The sequence below is a fragment of the Agrobacterium sp. K11 genome (assembly GCF_059429395.1).
The window spans coordinates 368,041-387,933 of sequence record NZ_JCAHRB010000002.1 but is presented as its reverse complement, the minus strand read 5'-3'; the positions used below and the strand labels follow the sequence as shown (position 1 = coordinate 387,933).

Here is a 19,893-nt window from a genome sequence, read left to right as displayed (position 1 = left end):
CAGGCAGATACTGCGGCGCCGCGTCCCGCGCGGCGCCGTCATGGAACCGAAATCAGCGAAGCTCGAAAGCATCCTGAATTTGCTTGGCACCCTCTTCGGCGCTCATCTGGCCGGAAACGATTTCGACGGAGACATCGTTGACCACGCGGCCAACGGCAGCGCCCAGTGTCTGGTCGAAGAAGTTCTGGTGCCAGGTAGAGCTTGCAAGCTGCTTGGCCGAATCTGCCAGCAGCGGGTTCTTGACCGCTCCATCCGCACCCGTCGCAACCGGCAGGATCATGCCCGCAGCCGCCATCTTCTCTTCACTTTCCTTGCTGGTCAGGAAGGCCGCGAAATCGATCGCTTCCTTGGAAGCGTTTTTTGTGACTGCCCAACCATTCAGACCGCCCAGCGTGTCAGTGACTTTGCCAGCACCCCCTTCGACGGCGGGAAAGGCGAAGCGACCGATATTGTCTGCCGCAAGGCCTTTGCCGTCACCGGCATTCTTGCGCTGGTTGGCTTCAGTATTGTCAAAGCCGAGGATCATCGCGGCCTTGCCATCACCGAAGACGCCGAGCGCCTGGGGCCAGGTGGAGCCGAGATAGCCGGGCTGGAAGGGTTCGAGCTTGCCGAACTCGGCCAGTTGCTCGCCCGCCTTGATGATGGAGGGATCCATGAAGCCTTCACCCTCGCCCTTGCGGGCGGCGTCGAACACGGTCTGCCCGCCATTGCGCATGACGAGATAGCTCCAGTAGAAATGGATCGGCCATTTTTCACCGCCACCACCGGCAATCGGAACGATACCGGCTGCCTTGATTTTCTTGACGGTGGCGCCGAGATCGTCCCAGGTCTTGATGTCTTCCGCCTTTACGCCCGCCTTGGCAAACAGCTCCTTGTTATAAAAGAAACTGACGAGGCTGACGCGGTAAGGCACGGCCCAGACCTTGCCGTCAAACGACAGACCATCGATTGCGGCCGCGCTATAGGCTTGGCGCAGCTTGCCACCATCGGCGTCGAAAACTTCCGTCAGGTCCTTCAGCGCACCGGTTTTGGACTGTTCTTCAAGAACACCGCCACCCCAGCTATAAAAGAAATCGGGAACGTCGTTGGACTGCAGCAGGGTAGGCAATTTTGCCTTGAACGCCTCGTTTTCCAGAAACTGCAGTTGCACGTCCACGTCAGGATGTTTGGCCTCATATTCCTTGGCAATCTCCTCCCAGACGGCCACGGATTTCGGGTCCAGCTCCACATGCATCCATTTAACGACCGTTGCGGCCGAGGCGCTTGCGGCGCCGAGCATGAGAGCAATGCTTGTCGTTGTGGCAAAGCCTATCAGCCTGCCGCCCAGGCTTGCGCCTGCGTGCCTAATCGTCATGATCGTGATCCTCCCTCGGGGATTTCCTCATTTATTCCCCAATGCGGATTAATTCACCTTAGCACTCGCTCATTGTCAAGGCGCCATGCCGATTTTTTGAGCGAACGGCTTGACACACCCCTCCCTGACACCGTTATTTAATCCGCAATCCGACATAAATTGGTTTTCGAACCGGCATTGATCGCAGCAGGACCCCATGAAGACCGCAGACCCAGAACTGATGCGCGCGATCAACCGGCTAAGCGTGCTGGACAGCATCCGCCGCTACGGACCGATCTCCCGGGTGGAAATCAGCGAAAGAACGCAGCTTTCCACCACCACCGTATCGGCGATCACCGCATCGCTGCTCGATGACGGGCTTATCCTTACCCGCCATATCGGCGATATCCGCACGGAGGGCGCACGCGGCAGGCCGCGGGTGATGCTGGAGCTGAACCCGGATGCGGCCCGCGTGGTGGGCGCCAAGATTGCGGCAAGCCGCATGGTCTTCGTCGTCACCGACTTTTGCGGCAACGTGCTGTCCACCCTCGCCCTGCCGATCCGTGTAGACCGCCAACCGATCGGCGTCATTGCCGATCTGGTGGAAGACGGGGTGCGGCGTTGCGTGGTCGATGCCGGACTGTCGCTGGAAGATGTGGACATGGTCTGCCTTGGCCTGCCAGGCGTCATCGAACATCGCACCGGCAGGATCCGCAGCAGCCCTATCCTGCGGGAAGTAAACGTCGATTTTGCCAAGGAAATGACTTCACGGCTGAATTCCCCCACCATCATCGAAAGCGACGCCCACGCCATCACGCTTGCCCATCACTGGTTCGGACATGCGCGCGATCTGGAGGACATGGTGCTGATCTCGCTCGAGCAGACACTCGGGCTTGGCGTGATGCATCAGAACCAGCTGTTTCGTGGTGCAGGCGGCCTCAGCCACAATCTCGGCGACCTCGTGATTGGCCTTGCCAGTGAAGGAACCGTGCGGCTGGCGAGCCAGGCGGGCGAGAACGCCATTCTCGGTTCCCGCCCGGTGGACGGGCGTTTTGCAGAAGCTATCCGGCTTGGTCGCGGCATGCAGCATGCCCATGCGCTGATTGCGGCGGAAGACAACGATCTTATTGCGGCAGCCTTGCGCGCCGGTGCAGCCCTTGGCCTGACGCTTGCCAATATCGTCACGCTGTTTGCGCCGCCACGGGTCATCATCACCGGCTCCAGTCTCGAGCTCGGAGAGCCCTTCATTGCCAGCATCCGCGACAGTTACAACGCCGCCGTGCCGCCATCGCTGGCAGGCGTCGCAGAGCTGGTTTTCGACGTTGCAAGCGACGAACTGTGGGCGCAGGGGGCGGCAGCTGTCGCACTTTACGAGCTTTACGAATCGCCATGGAACACGACAGGGCCGGCGCTCTAGCCGGCAAGGTTGAGAGTGGGCTTAGGCATTTTTGATTTACGGGAGGAAATCACATGAACAAGGTCGGTATCGGCATCATCGGCTGCGGCAACATCTCCAGCGCCTATCTCAAGGCGATGGCATCGTTTCCCATTCTCGACATTCGCGGACTGGCGGATATGAACGAGGAGGCAGCAAAAGCGCGGGCAGACGAGTTCGGCCTTCAGGCAAGAAGTATCGATGAACTTCTGTCTGACCCCTCCGTGGAAATCATCGTCAACCTGACGATTCCCAAGGCGCATGTGGAGGTGGGCCTGCGCGCACTTGAGGCGGGAAAACATGCCTATTCGGAAAAGCCGCTCGGCATCAATTTCGCGGAGGGTAAACGGCTTGCGGACGCGGCAAAGGCAAAGGGCCTGCGCATCGGTTCGGCGCCGGACACTTTCCTCGGCGGCGGGCACCAGACCGCGCGCCGGCTGATAGACGAAGGTGTGCTCGGCCAGCCGGTTGGCGGAACGGCTACCTTCATGTGCCCCGGCCATGAGCGCTGGCATCCCAACCCCGCCTTTTATTACGAAGTCGGCGGCGGGCCGATGCTGGATATGGGACCCTATTACATCACCGATCTCGTCAACCTGTTCGGCCCGGTCGCCAAGGTGGCAGGTTTCGCCATCGCGCCGCGCAACGAACGCCTCATCACCAGCGAACCTAAGAATGGCGAGAAAATCCCAGTCCATGTCGCCACCCATGTTTCCGGCGTGCTGGCATTCAAGAACGGCGCGGTGGTGCAGGTGGGCATGAGCTTCGATGTGGCGGGCCACAAACATGTACCGCTGGAAATCTACGGAACGGAAGGCACATTGATCGTGCCCGACCCCAATCATTTCGGCGGTGAGGTGCAATTGCTGAAAAAGGGCGGCCAGTTCGAGCCGCAGGCACTGTCTTCGCCCTATGCTGACGGCAACTACCGCTCAATCGGCGTGGCCGACATGGCCCATGCGATCCGCGAAAACCGCCCGCACCGCGCCAATGGCGATCTTGCCTTGCACGTGCTGGAGGTCATGGAGGCCTTCCAGACGGCATCGGACAGCGGCACCACCGTTTCCATCACCACCGAGGTGGAGCGCCCTGCTCCCCTTGAAACTTCGCTGGTCGACGGCCAGCTCGGCAAATAATCCCGAGGAGGAAATAAATGCGCGAAGCACTCATCGTCTGGGGCGGCTGGAGCGGCCACGAGCCGCAGGAATGCGCCACCATCGTCAAGGACATTCTCGAAGAGGATGGTTTCAAGGTATATGTCGAACACAGCACGGAGGCGTTCGCCGATCCTTCCGTGCATGATCTGAGCCTTGTCGTGCCGATCGTGACAATGTCGAAGATCGAGAAGGAAGAGATCAAGAATCTCACCGCCGCCGTCGAAAACGGCGTCGGCATTGCCGGCTTTCACGGTGGTGCAGGCGACAGTTTCCGCGACTGCGTCGAGTACCAGTTCATGATCGGCGGCCAGTGGGTCGCCCATCCCGGCAATATCATCGACTATCACGTCAACATCACCCGCCCCGACGACCCGTTGATGGAGGGGATTTCCGATTTCCCCTACACATCGGAGCAATACTACATGCATGTCGATCCCTCCAACGAGGTGCTGGCGACGACAAAATTCACCGGCGACCACGCCTGGTGGATCGACGGTGTAGTGATGCCGGTGGTCTGGAAACGCAAATACGGCAAGGGCCGCGTCTTCTATTCGGCGCTCGGCCATCAGGCCAAGGAGTTTTCCGTGCCGCAGATGAAGACCATGTTCCGCCGCGGCGCCAACTGGGCGGCACGTTGAAGCGTGCATTGAGAGGCGGCCAAACAAGGCCGCCTTTTTCTTTATCATCAGCCCCGGATAATTTCTTCCGCAGCCATCGCCACACCCAGAACGTGGTCGTCCGTGCCGTGCAGGCCTGATAGCAGCAGGCCAACGGGCATGCCCGCCTCGCCAGTGCCGCAGGGAAAGGAAACGCCGCAGAGATCGAAGAAGTTGCCGATCTGGGTGTTGCGCAGGGTCTTGGCATTCATGGCAAAGAAGGTCTCATCATTCTCCACAAGCGGTGCGACCTTGGCCGCGACATGAGGCAATGTCGGCGATATCAGCAGCTCATTCTTGCCAATCATGCCCGAAAAAGCCGCCGTCATGCATTCGCGCGCCTCGATGATGGCGATGTAATCCGGCAGGGAGATATTCGCGCCCAGTCTTGCTCGCGCAACCACGCGTGGGTCCATGCGCGCCGCATCAGCACCTTCCAGCCGCGCCTTGTGCAGGGCGAAGGCTTCCGCCGTTACCAGCGCACCCTTTTCCTTGATAAGATCGAATAATTGCGAAAAGACCGGGAATGCCTGCCGCCGTACAGAAGCGCCGGCCCGGGAAAGCCGTTCTACTGCCTGCTCGAAAGCGACCGCGACGCCCTCCTCGATGCCATCGAAAAACACTGTTTCCGGCACGACGAGCGACAAGCCGGACAGAGGTGCGCGCGCCGCATCAACAGCCGCCTTGCCACGCATGGCGGCATCTACCCACACGGCGTCCTGCACAGTGCGAGTGAGCGGGCCGAGCGAATCGAGACTTTTAGCCAGCGGATAGACGCCACGCATCGAGTAACGGCCGCGGCTCGCCTTGTACCCCACCACACCGTTGAAGGCGGCGGGAATGCGCACCGATCCGCCGGTATCCGTACCGATTGCCACCGGCACCAGGCCGGCCGCAACCGCGACACCCGCGCCGGAAGAAGAGCCGCCCGGCAGCCGGTGGACATCCTTGGAGGCGGGATTGCGCGGGGTTCCGTAATGCGGGTTGATGCCAAGGCCGGAAAACGCGAACTCGCTCATATTGGTACGGCCGATGCAGACCATCCCGGCCTCCTTCAGCGCGCTCACCACATCCGCGTCACGGGACGCAGGCGCATCATTCGAAAGCACCGTCGATCCAGCCGTGGTCACAGTGCCTTCGAGATCGAAAAGGTCCTTCCAGGCGACCGGAATGCCGTCGAGCACGCCGCAGGATCGACCCTCGCGAATGCGTTTCAAGGCGCCTTCCGCCTCAGTCATGGCCCGCTCCGCCGTCAGGCCGACAAAGATCGCCCGGTCTTCCGATTTCCCGATTGCATCAAGGGTCTCTTCCGCCAAGGCGCGCGGATCAAGATGGCCGCTCTGGATGAGAATGGAAAGCTGCGCGATGTTTTTGCCCTTGTGAGCCATGATATGTTCCCTGAAACCGGCATGTTACACACAACATGCCGTTTATCGGCAGCTTGGCAAGGTCAATCGCGGTACCCTTGCAACCATAAAGCCCGGTTGATGAGCGCGAAAAGACGCCCCAATGCATCGTCGTATTTGGCATCGATGTCCCATCACAAGCCATCGAATATTTCAACCTGAGGTACATATTTTCGGCGCCTTATATAAGCGGCGACTATAAAAAGACGGATTAATTCTTAATCGCATCTAAACTTTGTTGAATTATTTAGCAGACACCATTGAAATACATGCCCTATAAAAATTCCATAAAACAATCATAACGCGACATCGCGGGGGAATATCGCGAATGGAAGAGACTGCCTATCGGGGGATAGATAGACAGACTGAAACCGGTGACACGCTTCGCTCAACGACGCAGCCGGTACCAGGCCGCTTTTCGCGGCGGCGTTCGCTCGCCAGCAAGATAACCCTGATATTTCTCGGCGGCGTGATCTTTTCCTACAGCATCGGGGCGCTCGTCGGCTGGTACATGTTCGTTGCCGCCGCCAGCGAGCAATGGCTCAACCAGGCCCGCGTCAATTCACAGATTGCCAGCGCCACCCTGCGCAGCATCTATACCTATGTCAGCGTCACCGCCGACACGGACGGACAGGTGAACGGCATCTTGACCGACAAGCCGATTGGCGACGACGCTTCCATCCTCGTTACCGGCTTCAACCCCAGCGACGTTCTCGCCCTCATCGGTGCGCAGACCAAGAATGCCGTCTGGCTTTTCCGCTACGATGAGGCCGATTCCGGATTCCGTCAAATCGCGGCGGCCTTCGACAACGCCACCGACGACGCCGAAAAACCGATTGCCACCGATCCCATCTTCTCCAGAGATGCGGTCGCCGCGCGTTTTGCCACCGGCTTTGCGACGATTGGCGATTCCAGCCATTATATCGGCCTGTTGCCGATCATCAGCACGGAAACGAAAAAACCGATTGGCGCGGTCGCCGTCAGCATCGGCGGTTCGGATGCGCTTTATGGCGCGCAGCGCAAGCTCATCTACAATTCGCTCGTCGCCCTGATCGTTGTTCTGACCGTCACCGGCGTTCTCGTGACGCTGATTGCCAGGCATTTTCTGAAACCCGTTCCGGCGCTGGTGCAGGCGACACTCAGGATCGCCCGTGAGGAAACCGATGTCGTCACGCCGTTTCAGGATCGACGGGACGAGATCGGCGACATGGCCACCGCCATCGAAACCCTGCGGGAGGCCGTTCTGGAACGTGGACGGCTCAGGCAGATCCGCGACATGGCGCAGCAACTGGAACATATGGCCCATCACGATGCGCTGACGGGGCTTCCCAACCGCGTGCTCTTGATGAAGACGCTGGAGAACCGTCTCGAACATCTTTCCACGTCAGGCCAGCCGTTCAACGTCATGCTGCTCGATCTCGACCGCTTCAAGGCCGTCAACGATACGTTGGGACACGCGGCAGGCGACGCCCTGCTGGTGGCCGTGGCCTCGCGGATTTCCTCCGTGCTCGGTGAAAACGACATGGTGAGCAGGCTCGGCGGCGACGAATTTGCGATCATACAAGCGGTGACCGATAATTGTCGCGAGGATGCGGGCGCGCTGGCAAAGCGCGTGGTCCATGCGGTCTCGCGCAGCTTCAGCCTCGAAGGTAGCCATATAAGCGTCGATACCAGCATCGGCATCGCCTGCGCGCCCGATCACGGCAACTCCGCCACCCAGCTTCTGCAACATGCGGACCTTGGTCTCTACCGGGCGAAATCCATGGGATGCGGCTTTTTTGTATTTTACGAGCCTGGCATGGACATGGCGGCGCAGCACAAGCACGCGCTCGAAATAGACATGAAATCCGCGCTCGAAAACCACGAATTCGAGCTGTACTACCAGCCCGTGGTCAATCTGGAGAGCGGCCGCATTGTCGCCTACGAGGCCCTTGCCAGATGGCGGCACAGCAAGCTTGGCATCATCACGCCGGATCGCTTCATAACGCTTGCCGAAGAAAACAATTTCATCAAACCTCTGGGCGAATGGGTTTTGGCGCAGGCCTGCATGGACGCCATGACCTGGCCCAGGGACATCCGACTTGCCGTCAATCTTTCCGCCGTGCAGCTTTGCAATGACGATATTGTCCCGATCGTTGACAGCGCGCTGAAAGCCTCCGGCTTCCCGGCCGAGCGGCTCGAGCTTGAAGTGACGGAAACGGCAATGCTGGAGCGCGACAACAGCGCCAGGGCTTTAAAGCTGCTGAAGGAAATGGGCGTCCGCCTCGTGCTTGATGATTTCGGCACCGGTTATGCCGGGTTGAGCACGCTGACGCATGTTGCCTTCGACAAGATCAAGATCGACCGCGAATTCGTTTCCGGCCTGCCGGAAAATCCAATGTGCTCGGCCATCGTCAACACCATCATCGACATGGCAGAACAGATCGGCCTCAAAGTCACCGCCGAGGGCGTGGAAGACAAGAAACAGGTCGAGGCCCTCAAGCTTTCCGGATGTGACGAGGCACAGGGCTATTATTTTGCCGAGCCGGCGCCGCTTGCCCGGATACTCAAGAACCGTGCCGTCATCGCCCAAACCGGAAACGACGAATATAGCGACGTCGGGCGACCGATGCAGGAAACCTATTACCCGCCACAAAAAGCGATTTGAGAACGCGGCTGACAGCCAAAAGGACATAAAATGCGCATTTCAGTATTTTGCCTTTTCCTCACATGCTTTATCCCCATAACTCCGGTGCAGGCCGCCGGCGAAGGCGATACGCTTCGGCAGATTGCCAAGACCGCGAAAATCCGCATCGGTTATCGTGAGGCAGAACCGCCGTTTTCCTATCAGCTGCCGGACGGAGAAGTGACCGGCTTCTCGACTGATCTTTGCCGCGCGATCAGCGAGGACATCCGCACGCAACTGAAGCTGGACAAACTCGACATTGAATATGTAAAGGCCACGCCCGCAACCCGGTTCATTCTCGTCCGTAGCGGCAAGATCGATATTGAATGCGCGGCGACGACCAACAACAGCGAACGCCGGAAAATGGTGGATTTCTCCTATCCGAATTTCATGACCGCGACGCAATTTCTCTCCCGTAAACAGGACAATCTGAAGAGCCTTGCCGATCTGGCCGGACGCTCCGTCACATCCGCCTCCGGCACGGTCAACATCGAGCAGCTGAATGCGGTGAACCGCGAAAAGAACCTAAATATCTCGGTGATGCCCACGAAAACCAATGAGGAAGCCTTCGAACTCGTCGTTGCCGGCAAGGCCTCTGCTTTCGTCATGGATGGCATATTGCTGGCGGCGCTGGCGGCAACATCGGAGAATCCCGACCTCTACGCGCTCTCGGACGAAACGCTGAGCGCACCCGAACCTTACGGCCTGGTGTTTCGGCGCAACGACCCGGCCTTCAAGGCGGCGGTCAACGAAAGCCTGCGGCAGATCTTCACCGGTCCCACCATTCACGGCCTTTACGAAAAATGGTTCACCAAACCCATTCCGCCCAATGGCATGAACCTGAACCTGCCGATGACCGCCTCCTTGAAACAAGCCTATGACCATCCGAGCGAATACCGGGACTGAGGGCGTAAAAACCCCAACTCTATTTTATGAAAATGTTTTGACAGATAATTTTGGCTGGAGATGCGCGATGCAGAGATCGACATTGTGGCTCATGCTTGGGGTTTTTAGTCTTTTACCCACCATTGCAGCCGCCGACGACACCCAACCGCCTACACTCGAAACCATTGCCAGAACCGGCACCATCCGGCTCGGCTTTGCCGACAGAAATCTTCCCTTTTCCTATATGGGAATTGGTCCGGAGCCGATCGGTTACAGCATCGAACTGTGCCTGAAGGTGGCGGATTCCATCAAGAAGAAGTTGGGCCTGCCAGAATTGAAAATCGATTTCGTCAAGCGCACCCCCAGCAACCGCATCACGCTTCTCAATGACGGCACAATCGACATGGAATGCGTGGCGAGCACGAATACGGAGGAAAGACGCAAGGCCGTGTGGTTTTCCTACAGCCACTTCATCACCGGCACGCGTTATGTCGCGCTGAAATCAAGCAACATGACAAGCGTCAGCGATCTTGCCGGGCGAACCGTGGTGGTGACGACGGGAACGATCAATATCAGTCAGCTGAATGTGCTTAACCGCAAACTGGGACTGAACATCGCCGTCCTGCAAAATGACAGTACGGAAGGCAGTTTCGACATGGTGACGGAAGATCGAGCCTCGGCCTTCGTCATGGACGATATTCTTCTGAGGTCCTTCGTCGCTGAAACGGGCAAGCCCGAAGACTATTCCATCTCGAACGAATATCTCGCCCCACCACAGCCCTATGGCCTGATGCTCCGACGGGGCGACACCGCCTTCAAGAACGCCGTCAACGAAGCCCTTGGGAAAATTTATGCAAGCGGCGAAATCAACGCGATCTACGACAAGTGGTTCAACGCGCCGATCCCGCCGAACGGCATAAACCTCAAGCGCCCGCTTCCCGACGATCTGGCCGAGGCATTTAGAATGCCGGTCGATACGACGGCCGATTAAAGAAAAACGCCGCCCTGCAAGGGGCGGCGGTATTCGGAGAAAACATCACGCGGCGCGCAGGTCGGCGCTCAACGGTATCTCGACATCAATCTCCAGTATGGAGACGTGCTCGTCACGATCCATCTTCACATGCACCCGATCGTTATCGATCTGCACATGCTTGGCGATGACGGCGAGAATTTCTTCCCGGAGGACGGCGACGAGATCGGTTCCCGACGACGCCCTTTCGTGGGCAAGCAGCACCTGCAGTCGCTCGCGCGCAAGCGGTGCCGACTTTTGTTTACGGAACAGGCCGAAAATGCTCATGCAGCCCTCCTAGCAAAGATCTTGGAGAAGATACCCCGCTTTTCGCCCGGAATGACCACCGGAATGTCCTCGCCCGACAGGCGGCGGGCAGCGTCGAAGTAAGCCATGGCAGGTGCACAACGGGCATCCGCGAGCGTAACCGGTGCACCGACGTTGGAAGCACGCAGCACATCCGTGCTTTCGGGAATGATACCGAGCAGCGGAATGGAGAGGATTTCCAGAACGTCGTCGACCTTCAGCATGTCGCCGCGCTCGGCACGGGCCGAATCGTAGCGCGTCAGAAGCAGGTGCTTTTCCATGCGCTCGCCGCGTTCGGCCTTCAGCGTCTTGGAATCGAGCAGGCCGATGATGCGGTCACTGTCACGCACCGAGGAGACTTCCGGATTGGTGACCACGACGGCCACATCCGCATGGCGCATGGCCAACGTCGCGCCGCGTTCGATACCGGCCGGGCTGTCGCAGATGACCCAGTCGAAATGCTTCTTCAACTCGGCGATGACCCATTCCACGCCTTCCGGCGTCAGATTGTCCTTGTCGCGTGTCTGCGAGGCGGGCAGCAGGAACAGCGTCTCGAGGCGCTTGTCGCGGATCAGCGCCTGCGTCAGCTTGGCATCGCCCTGGATGACGTTGACGAGATCGTAAACCACCCGGCGTTCAGCACCCATGACGAGATCGAGGTTACGCAGTCCGACGTCAAAATCGACAACCACGACCTTCTGCTTGTTCTGCGCCAATGCGGCGCCAAGCGCTGCGGTCGAGGTGGTCTTGCCAACCCCGCCCTTGCCGGAAGTAACAACGACTACCTTCCCCATACGGCTCTCCTGTTCCTGTGTTGTTTTCTCTATGTCGTCAGCCAAGTTTTTCGGCCTTTATCGTATCGTTTTCCAGCCACAGCTGAACGGGCTGGCCGCGCAGCTTGTCGTCAATGTCCTCGGCAACCTTGTAGACGCCGTCGATTGCCAGTAGCTCCGCTTCCAGCTTGCGGCAGAAGATGCGCGCCGAAACATTGCCAAGCGAACCGGCCATGGCGCGACCGCGCAACGCCCCGTAAATATGCACCGACCCGCCCGCGATTATTTCCGCACCCGAGGCGACCGAACCGATGACGGTCACATCGCCTTCGGGGAACATGATCGACTGGCCGGAGCGCACCGGCTCGTTGATGACCAGCGACTGGACCACGGCCCGAACCTCGCCCGAAGCGCGCGGCTTTTCTTCCGGCAATTCGGCAGCGATGGCGACAGGCTCGACCTCGACATCTGAAGCGGGCTTTCCGCCCTTCAGCGACGGCGGCATGCCCGGCTCGATCATCGAGGGGCGAACACCTTCGATCCCCATGATGCCGACATTACGTTCCGTCAGCGCTGCCAGCAGAGCCTTCAGCCCTGCCTTGTCCAGCGACAGCTCAGACGCATCCAGAACCACCGGACGCGACAGGAAGAACCCGGCTGAACGTGCAGCAAGATCATCCAGCCGTTCCAGCCATTGATCGAGCGGAGCTTCAGGGGACAGAACGACCGCGAGGAAGGAGCGGCCTTTGATACGGATCGAACGCTGGTCTGTTAGCACTTTGGTCATCTTGGTAAACAAATCGTTGACAATTAGGTACCTCGAATATGGTTAACAAATGGTTAACGACACCCCTTAAACGACGGTTTCGTTAAGAGAATTCCGCTGCGAAAAATCTCATGCACAACATTCACAAGCTCCGTTTAGCTTTTGATTTTGCGAACTTTGACTGCTTTCGAAAACTCACAATAGCAGTTGATCCTTGCTGCAACCTGACGCCCGCATGACCGTATGCGGACGCCGCCTCCCCTGCCTGACCATGCACCGAGTCGCAGTCCGTGCAAACTGTCCGATTCCGGCACGATGTCCGCCACTGGCGGATGGGTCGCCATTTGCTTGAGGAGCGGAAAAACGATTCCGTTATGCCTGCCGATGCTATAGACACGAGGCCAACCCGACACATCCAACGGAAGAATGCGATGCACAGCAAAGTCCCGGCGACCGCCCAGATCTCCTCGCGCGAATATGGCGCCTTCCTGTTCGACATGGATGGAACGCTGCTGAATTCCATTGCGGTGGTGGAGCGGGTCTGGCGCGAATGGGCCGTAGACAACGGGATAGAGCCGGAGGCTTTCCTGCAGCGCATCCATGGCATGCGCGCATCCGAGGTTGTGCGTCGCGAGGCAGTTCCCGGCCTCGATATCCAGGAACAGGCGGATATGCTTTTGCAAAAGGAAATGGACGATGTTGACGGCATCCTCCAGATTCCGCAGGCAGCTGCATTTCTTGAGAAATTGCCGGCCGGAAAATGGGCCATCGTCACCTCCGCCGCCCGCGCCCTTGCCGAACTCCGGTTGGCTGCGGCAGGCCTCACACCGCCTCCAGTGATGATCTGTGCCGAGGACGTTGTGAACGGCAAGCCTGACCCGGAGGGTTACAGAAAGGCTGCTGCGAAGCTCGGCGTCGCACCTGAAGACTGCGTCGTCTTCGAAGATGCGCCCGCCGGCATTCTGGCGGGGGAAAGCATGGGCGCAACGGTCGTGGTCATTAACGCCACTCATTCGCATCCCATCGAAACGCCGCACCTTTCGATCGGTGGGTACGGTGAGCTGGACGTCACTATCGGCGACGGCGGCGGCTTGAAGCTCACAAGTAGCAAGGGCTGAAAAGCCGATCCAAACATGCGGTGTCATCCTCGGGTCTGCCCCGAGGATCAATCACGTTCGTAAAATCCAATCCATTGCGCCGAGCCTGCCGCACCGGTCTCCAGTCTTTCGCCGTGTAGTTTTCCTCTAGCGGCCAATTGACAGCACGGCATAAATCCTACCTAATAAAATTGGTAAGACCATCTTACCGCTTGCGCGAAGGGGGGAGACTTTCGCGCTGGGAGGACATCATGTTTGTGGCTCTGGAGCCGCGCCGCCTCTACAGGCTGGTTGCGGAACAAATTCGCTTGCTTATCGAGAGCGGGGAACTGACGGACGGTCAGCGCCTGCCGGCGGAGCGCGATCTGGCGGAACGTTTTGGCGTGTCCCGCCCGACGGTGCGGGAAGCACTGATCGTTCTGGAAGTGGAAGGCCATATCCATATCCGCATGGGTTCGGGCGTGTATGTGAACACGTCCCGAACGGCTAACAAGGCAAAGTCACCCGTGCCGGACGCGCACGGCCCATTCGAAATCCTGCAAGCGCGCTGCATCATTGAAAGCGCTATTGCCGAGGAGGCCGCGCGGCTTGCCACGTCTGAATGCATCGCCAGGCTGGACGACATCATCGAACGCATGGCCGGGGCGCTCGACAATTCGCCGCAGGCCCTCAACCTGGACCGCGCCTTCCACACCGCCATTGCCGACATCATCGGCAACTCGGCGCTGAACCGCTTTACCGGCCTGATCTATGACGAGCGCAGCCTTTCGCCCTATTTCGAAAAGCTCGCCAGCTATTTCGAGGGTCCTCACACATGGATTCTTGCCGTTCAGGAACACCGGGTGATCCGCGACGCGATCGCGGCGAACGATCCGGAAGGCGCACGCGAGGCGATGCGCCAGCATCTGACGCTGTCGCAAAAGAGATTTTCCGAGAGTTTCGGGGAGGAAACGATCGGAGAAGAGTGACCGCGCCGCAACCGGCGACGGGAAAAACAGAAATCTGGCTTTAATTCGGGAGGAGTTAAGAATGAAAATCAGATTGTCGACTTTGATGGGTGCAACCGCTGCCATTTTGCTTTCGGCTTTGGCGGCACAGGCGCAAACAACGCTGAAATGGGCGCATGTCTACGAGACCTCCGAACCGTTCCACACGGATTCGGTCTGGGCTGCGGAAGAAATCGCCAAGCGCACCGACGGCCGCTACAAGGTGGATGTATTCCCCGCCTCGCAGCTCGGCAAGGAAGCGGATATCAACCAGGGCCTGAAGATCGGCACGGTGGATATCATCATCTCCGGCTCCAGTTTTGCCGCACGTGACTTCAAGCCGATCGGCGTCACCTATTTTCCATATATCTTCCGCGACCCGAGCCATCTGATCGCCTATACCAAGAGTGATATCTTCAAGCGTCTTGCCAAGGGTTACGAGGACAAGACCGGCAACCACATCGCCGCCGTCAGCTATTACGGCACGCGCCACACCACGTCGAACAAGCCGATTGCCAACTGCGCCGACATGGCGGGGCTGAAGATGCGTGTTCCCGACGTTCCGGCCTATCTCGCCATGCCACGCGCCTGCGGCGCCAACACGACGCCGATCGCATTTGCAGAAGTCTATCTGGCGCTTCAGAACGGCACGGTCGATGCACAGGAAAACCCGCTGACCACCATTGAGGCAAAGAAGTTCTTCGAAGTGCAGAAGAACATCGTGCTGACCGGCCACATCGTCGACCACCTCAACACGGTGATCTCGAAGAACCTGTGGTCGAAGCTTTCCGATGAAGACAAGAAAATCTTCACGGACGTCATGCAGGAAGCCGCCGTGCGGACCACGAAGACCATCGAAGGACGCGAAAAAAGCCTCGTGGAAGAGTTCAAGAAGCGTGGCCTGAACGTCGCAGAGGTCGACAAGGCGGACTTTGAGAAGAACGTCATGGAGAAGGTGAAGTTCGAGGACTTCGGTTACGACAAGGCCGACTGGGAAGCCATTCGCGCCGTCAAGTGAGCCAAGATCCGGTGCGGCCTCCGTTGCCGCACCGCCCTTTCTCTCCAGACGGGATATCTCAATGTCGCAGGAAATTCATACTCAGGTCACCCCTGAAGAACTCGCCCACACGTTTGACGAGGCGCCGCCCGAAGTCGACCTGAAGGTCTACGCCTTCGAGGACTGGGTTACGCTTGGCCTTTTCTGGCTGATGACAGGTTGCGTGTTCCTTCAATTCTTCACCCGCTACGTGCTTAACGACAGCTATGCCTGGACGGAAGAAATCGCCGTCAACTGCCTGATTGGCGTGGTGTTTCTAGGTTCGGTCATGTGCGTGCGCATGTCACGCCACATCCAGGTGGATGTGCTTTATCACTACGTTCCGCCGCAGGTTGCCCGCGTCATGTCGATCCTTGTCGACTTGCTGCGCATCGTGTTCTTCGCCTACACCTCGTGGCTGATGTGGCGGTATCTGGAAATCGTCGCGGACGAGGAAATGGTCACCGTCGCCCTGCCGCGCAACATCGTTTTCTATACGGTTCTGGCCGCTTTCGTCCTGATGTTCTTCCGTTCGGTGCAGGTCTTCATCGCCAATATGCAGCGTGGCTATTCCGTTCTGGAACGGCCGGAAGAATTCCAGAGCGCGGGGGATTGAACATATGCTTATTCTTATCGGCTCGTTTCTTCTGTTGATGCTGATCGGCCTGCCGGTCGCCATTTCAATGGCCACGGCATCGCTTCTCTACATCGTCTCGTACAATGTCGCGCCAGATATCATCGCGGCGCAGCGTCTGATTGCGGGCGTGGAAAGCTTCCCGCTTCTCGCCGTTCCCTTCTTCATCCTTGCCGGCAATCTCATGAACACGGCGGGGGTGACGGGACGCATCTATTCCTTTGCCGTGGCGTTGGTCGGCTGGATGAAAGGTGGTCTGGCACAGGTCAACATCATCGGCTCGGTAATCTTTTCCGGCATGTCCGGCACGGCCCTCGCCGACGCCGCCGGCATCGGCACCATCGAAATCAAAGCCATGAAGGATCATGGTTATCCGGTCGAAGCAGCCGTCGGCGTCACCGCCGCCTCCGCAACGCTCGGGCCGATCTTTCCGCCATCGTTGCCCTTCGTCATCTACGGCATGATGGCAAACGTCTCGATCGGCGCACTGTTCATGGCCGGCATCGTTCCAGGCGTCGTCATGACGCTTTTGATGATGATCACCGTTGCCGTTTTCGCCTACGTCAAGGGTTGGGGTTCCGATACGCCGTTCAACCTCAGAACCATCTTCGGCGCTTCGCTTGAAGTACTCGTCGTCATGATGGTGCCGCTCGGCATCTATCTCCTGACGCTATTTGGCCTGTCGCTCAACCTGTCGATCCTGATCGTGCTGGTGGTCTTGCTCGCCTGCGACTGGTATTTCGACTTCTCTGCCGTGATGGCCCTGATGACGCCGGTGATCCTGATCGGCGGCATGACGATGGGCTGGTTCACGCCAACAGAGGCGGCTGTCGCGGCCGTGTTGTGGTCTCTGTTCCTCGGGCTTGTCCGTTACCGGACGATGACGTTCAAGTCGCTGGCAAAATCGACCTTCGACACGATAGAGACCACGGCATCGGTTCTCTTCATCGTTGCGGCGGCATCAATCTTCGCATGGCTTCTGACGGTGAGCCAGGCAGCACAGTTGCTATCGGCGGCGATCCTGACGATCACCGACAGCAAGTGGATTTTCCTCCTGCTGGTCAACCTGCTGATGCTGTTCGTCGGCTGCTTCCTAGACACGATCGCAGCAATCACCATCCTCGTGCCGATCCTGCTGCCGCTGGTGCTGCAGTTCAATATCGATCCGGTGCATTTCGGCCTCATCATCACCCTCAACCTGATGATAGGGCTGCTGCATCCGCCGCTCGGCATGGTGTTGTTCGTGCTCTCACGCGTGGCGAAACTCTCCGTCGAGCGCACCACCGTCGCCATTCTGCCATGGCTGGTGCCGCTGTTCGTGGCGCTGCTGCTGATCACCTTCATCCCGGCAATCACCTTGTGGCTGCCGACCGAGATGGGCCTGATCCGCTAATCGACGCACTGCCCGCGCGGCTAGCCGCGCGGGTTTCATTCATCCAATACACATACGATGAGAGGCACGGTGATGCAGACACGCGTGGCACGTCTATACGGCCGTGAAGATATCCGCGTCGAAACGCAGGACATGCAGGCGCCCGGCCCCGGTGAAGTGCTGCTGACCATGGCGGCGGGCGGCATTTGCGGTTCCGATCTACATTATTATCAGGACGGCGGCTTCGGGCCTGTGCGGGTACGCGAGCCGATCATCTGCGGCCACGAGGCATCGGGGCGGGTGCAGGCGCTGGGCGAAGGCGTCTGCGGGCTCGCACTCGGTCAGCTCGTCGCCGTCAATCCCTCGCAGCCTTGCGGCCATTGCCATTTCTGCCTGAAGGGCCAACCGATCCATTGCCTCGATATGCGCTTCATGGGCAGCGCCATGCGCCTGCCGCACGAACAGGGCATGTTCCGTGATCGGCTCGTGGTTCCCGCAAAACAATGCGCGACATTTTCAGACACCACTTCGCCCGCCGAAGCCGCCTGCACCGAACCGCTTGCGGTCTGCCTGCATGCCGTCGCACAAGCGGGCGATCTGACCGGCGCCAAGGTGCTGGTAACGGGCGCCGGGCCGATCGGCCTCTTGACGATTGCCGCCGCCCGCCATGCCGGTGCCGGCATCATTCTCGCCACCGACCTGACCGATGCGGCGCTGGAGCGCGCGCCCGCCATGGGGGCGGACCGCACCATCAATGTCGCGAAAAACGCAGAAGCACTTTTACCCTATCAGGATAATAAGGGCTATTTTGACGTCGTTTTCGATTGCTCCGCCGCGGCACCTGCGCTTCGCGCCGCCTTCGCCTGTGTACGTCCGCGCGGTACTGTCGTGCAGGTGGGCGTCACCGGTGACATAACCATTCCGCTCAATGCGCTGGTGGGCAAGGAAATCCTCTGGCGCGGCTCGCAGCGTTTCCACGACGAATTCGCCATTGCCGCCCGCCTGATCTCCACGCGCGGGATCGACGTGCGGCCGATCATTTCCCACAGCTTCCCGCTTGAAGAGGCGAAAGTCGCATTCGAGCAGGCTGGAGACCGCTCCGCCGCCTGCAAGGTGCAGCTGACATTTTCCGCAGAATGATATTTGAGGACAAAAAATGAGACATACATGGCGCTGGTTCGGCCCGGTGGACAAGGTCACGGTTCAGGATGCGGCTCAGGCAGGGGCGGAAGGCATCGTAAGCGCGCTGCACCACATCGCCACCGGCGATGTCTGGCCTGTGGATGAAATCGCCAAACGGCATGAGGCGATCAAGGCCGGTGGGCTCTATTGGGACGTGGTGGAAAGCGTGCCGGTCTCCGAGGAGATCAAAACCCAGACGGGCGACTGGAAAAACCATATCGCCAACTGGCAGGAGACGCTGCGCCGCCTCTCCGCCACGGGCATTCGCACCGTCTGCTACAATTTCATGCCGGTGCTGGACTGGACCCGCACCGATCTGCGCTGGGAAACGAAGCACGGCGCAAAAGCCATGCGTTTTGACCTTTCCGATTTCGCCGCCTTCGACATTCACATTCTCAAACGCCCCGACGCAAAGGCCGATTATCCGGAGTGGCTGATCGAGGAAGCGGCAAAACGTTTCGCCGACATGCCGGATACGAAGATCGCCGCACTCGGACGTAATATCGGCGCGGGCCTGCCGGGTTCGGCGGATGGTTACACGCTCAGCCAGCTTCTCGAAAAGCTGCGCTCATATCACGGCATAAACCGCGAAAAACTGCAGCAGAACCTGATCGATTTTCTGTCGGACGTGACGCCGGTCGCGGAAGAGATCGGCATCAACATCTGCGCCCACGGCGACGATCCCCCATGGCCGCTGCTTGGCCTGCCGCGTATTCTTTCAACGGAGTCCGACTACGCCCATATGCTCTCGCAAGTCGACAGCCGGGCCAATGGCGTTACGCTCTGCACCGGCTCGCTCGGCGCGCGGGCGGATAACGACCTGCCCTTCATCGCCAGCCGTTTTGCAGACCGCATCCATTTCGTGCATCTGCGCAACGTCACGCGCGACACGGACACCGTGCCCTGCTCCTTCTTCGAGGACGAGCATCTGGAAGGTGGAACGGATATGGTCGCCGTTATCGCAGCACTTCTGTCGGAAGAATCCCGCCGTCGTGCGGAGGGCCGTGCAGACCACACCATTCCGATGCGGCCCGACCATGGCCAGGAAATCCTTGATGACCTGACGCGCGGGGCGCAGCCGGGTTATCCCGCCATCGGCCGATTGAAGGGGCTGGCAGAGCTTCGCGGCATCGAGCGCACGCTGTCGCATGGCCGTTTCGGATTGGCGAAGCAGGCGAATTAAGCCGACACGATT

General features: G+C 59.1%; 18 protein-coding genes. 13 read left to right on the top strand and 5 right to left on the bottom strand.

Translation table 11 applies throughout. The features are described from left to right. Positions 1-52: 52 nt before the first annotated feature. Entirely contained in the window at positions 53-1,354 is a 1,302-nt protein-coding gene (locus AC5SEO_RS03410; protein ID WP_013761508.1) for an ABC transporter substrate-binding protein, read from the bottom strand. Positions 1,355-1,550: 196 nt separating this feature from the next. Here AC5SEO_RS03410 and AC5SEO_RS03405 point away from each other — a divergent pair, with 196 nt between their 5' ends. Genes AC5SEO_RS03405 through AC5SEO_RS03395 form a run of 3 tightly spaced genes read left to right on the top strand, consistent with a single transcriptional unit; the run spans position 1,551 to position 4,563 of the window. Beyond that, positions 1,551-2,750: an ROK family transcriptional regulator gene (locus AC5SEO_RS03405; protein WP_013761509.1), complete on the top strand. Its 1,200-nt coding sequence runs from the start codon at positions 1,551-1,553 to the stop codon at positions 2,748-2,750. A gap of 53 nt (positions 2,751-2,803) precedes the next feature. Next, a complete protein-coding gene (locus tag AC5SEO_RS03400) occupies positions 2,804-3,904 on the top strand; it encodes a Gfo/Idh/MocA family protein (RefSeq protein WP_013761510.1) in 1,101 nt (366 codons plus the stop codon). Positions 3,905-3,921: 17 nt separating this feature from the next. Further along, on the top strand, positions 3,922-4,563 hold the full coding sequence (locus AC5SEO_RS03395) for a ThuA domain-containing protein (protein ID WP_003510737.1): 642 nt from the start codon (positions 3,922-3,924) through the stop codon (positions 4,561-4,563). A 47-nt stretch (positions 4,564-4,610) separates the two neighbouring features. Here AC5SEO_RS03395 and AC5SEO_RS03390 read toward each other — a convergent pair whose 3' ends face one another. Beyond that, positions 4,611-5,969: an amidase gene (locus AC5SEO_RS03390; RefSeq protein ID WP_174068807.1), complete on the bottom strand. Its 1,359-nt coding sequence runs from the start codon at positions 5,967-5,969 to the stop codon at positions 4,611-4,613. A 346-nt stretch (positions 5,970-6,315) separates the two neighbouring features. On the opposite strand from AC5SEO_RS03390, the gene AC5SEO_RS03385 reads away from it, so the two are divergent. From AC5SEO_RS03385 to AC5SEO_RS03375, 3 genes are all read left to right on the top strand, one after another. Beyond that, positions 6,316-8,634 (top strand): EAL domain-containing protein, encoded by a 2,319-nt coding sequence (locus tag AC5SEO_RS03385; protein ID WP_174068808.1) that lies wholly within the window; start codon positions 6,316-6,318, stop codon positions 8,632-8,634. Positions 8,635-8,664: 30 nt separating this feature from the next. After that, a complete protein-coding gene (locus tag AC5SEO_RS03380; protein ID WP_019564616.1) occupies positions 8,665-9,558 on the top strand; it encodes an amino acid ABC transporter substrate-binding protein in 894 nt (297 codons plus the stop codon). Positions 9,559-9,625: 67 nt separating this feature from the next. Beyond that, entirely contained in the window at positions 9,626-10,528 is a 903-nt protein-coding gene (locus AC5SEO_RS03375) for an amino acid ABC transporter substrate-binding protein (protein ID WP_174068809.1), read from the top strand. Between the two features lie 45 nt (positions 10,529-10,573). Here AC5SEO_RS03375 and minE read toward each other — a convergent pair whose 3' ends face one another. The 3 genes from minE to minC are packed head-to-tail and all read right to left on the bottom strand — an operon-like array spanning position 10,574 to position 12,412. Next, the gene (gene minE / locus AC5SEO_RS03370; protein ID WP_003510750.1) at positions 10,574-10,834 is read right to left on the bottom strand and encodes a cell division topological specificity factor MinE; all 261 of its coding nucleotides are present in this window, start codon (positions 10,832-10,834) and stop codon (positions 10,574-10,576) included. Further along, entirely contained in the window at positions 10,831-11,646 is an 816-nt protein-coding gene (gene minD / locus AC5SEO_RS03365) for a septum site-determining protein MinD (protein ID WP_003510752.1), read from the bottom strand. Before minD ends, minE begins: the two co-directional genes overlap by 4 nt. 37 nt (positions 11,647-11,683) lie before the next feature. Further along, entirely contained in the window at positions 11,684-12,412 is a 729-nt protein-coding gene (gene minC / locus AC5SEO_RS03360) for a septum site-determining protein MinC (RefSeq protein ID WP_003510754.1), read from the bottom strand. A 410-nt stretch (positions 12,413-12,822) separates the two neighbouring features. Here minC and AC5SEO_RS03355 point away from each other — a divergent pair, with 410 nt between their 5' ends. The 7 genes from AC5SEO_RS03355 (at position 12,823) to uxuA (ending at position 19,881) form a co-directional block, all read left to right on the top strand. After that, positions 12,823-13,509: an HAD family hydrolase gene (locus AC5SEO_RS03355; RefSeq protein ID WP_174068810.1), complete on the top strand. Its 687-nt coding sequence runs from the start codon at positions 12,823-12,825 to the stop codon at positions 13,507-13,509. Between the two features lie 230 nt (positions 13,510-13,739). Continuing rightward, positions 13,740-14,456, top strand: a complete 717-nt coding sequence (locus tag AC5SEO_RS03350; RefSeq protein WP_013761517.1) for a FadR/GntR family transcriptional regulator — start codon at positions 13,740-13,742, stop codon at positions 14,454-14,456. A gap of 61 nt (positions 14,457-14,517) precedes the next feature. Then, positions 14,518-15,492, top strand: coding sequence for a sialic acid TRAP transporter substrate-binding protein SiaP (locus tag AC5SEO_RS03345; protein ID WP_013761518.1), 975 nt, complete (start codon positions 14,518-14,520; stop codon positions 15,490-15,492). Positions 15,493-15,553: 61 nt separating this feature from the next. Continuing rightward, entirely contained in the window at positions 15,554-16,126 is a 573-nt protein-coding gene (locus AC5SEO_RS03340; RefSeq protein WP_111800201.1) for a TRAP transporter small permease, read from the top strand. A 4-nt stretch (positions 16,127-16,130) separates the two neighbouring features. Then, positions 16,131-17,537 (top strand): TRAP transporter large permease, encoded by a 1,407-nt coding sequence (locus AC5SEO_RS03335; protein ID WP_003510762.1) that lies wholly within the window; start codon positions 16,131-16,133, stop codon positions 17,535-17,537. A gap of 72 nt (positions 17,538-17,609) precedes the next feature. Next, positions 17,610-18,656 (top strand): L-idonate 5-dehydrogenase, encoded by a 1,047-nt coding sequence (locus tag AC5SEO_RS03330; protein ID WP_495363788.1) that lies wholly within the window; start codon positions 17,610-17,612, stop codon positions 18,654-18,656. A gap of 16 nt (positions 18,657-18,672) precedes the next feature. Further along, positions 18,673-19,881: a mannonate dehydratase gene (uxuA, locus tag AC5SEO_RS03325; protein WP_174068811.1), complete on the top strand. Its 1,209-nt coding sequence runs from the start codon at positions 18,673-18,675 to the stop codon at positions 19,879-19,881. Positions 19,882-19,893: the final 12 nt, after the last annotated feature.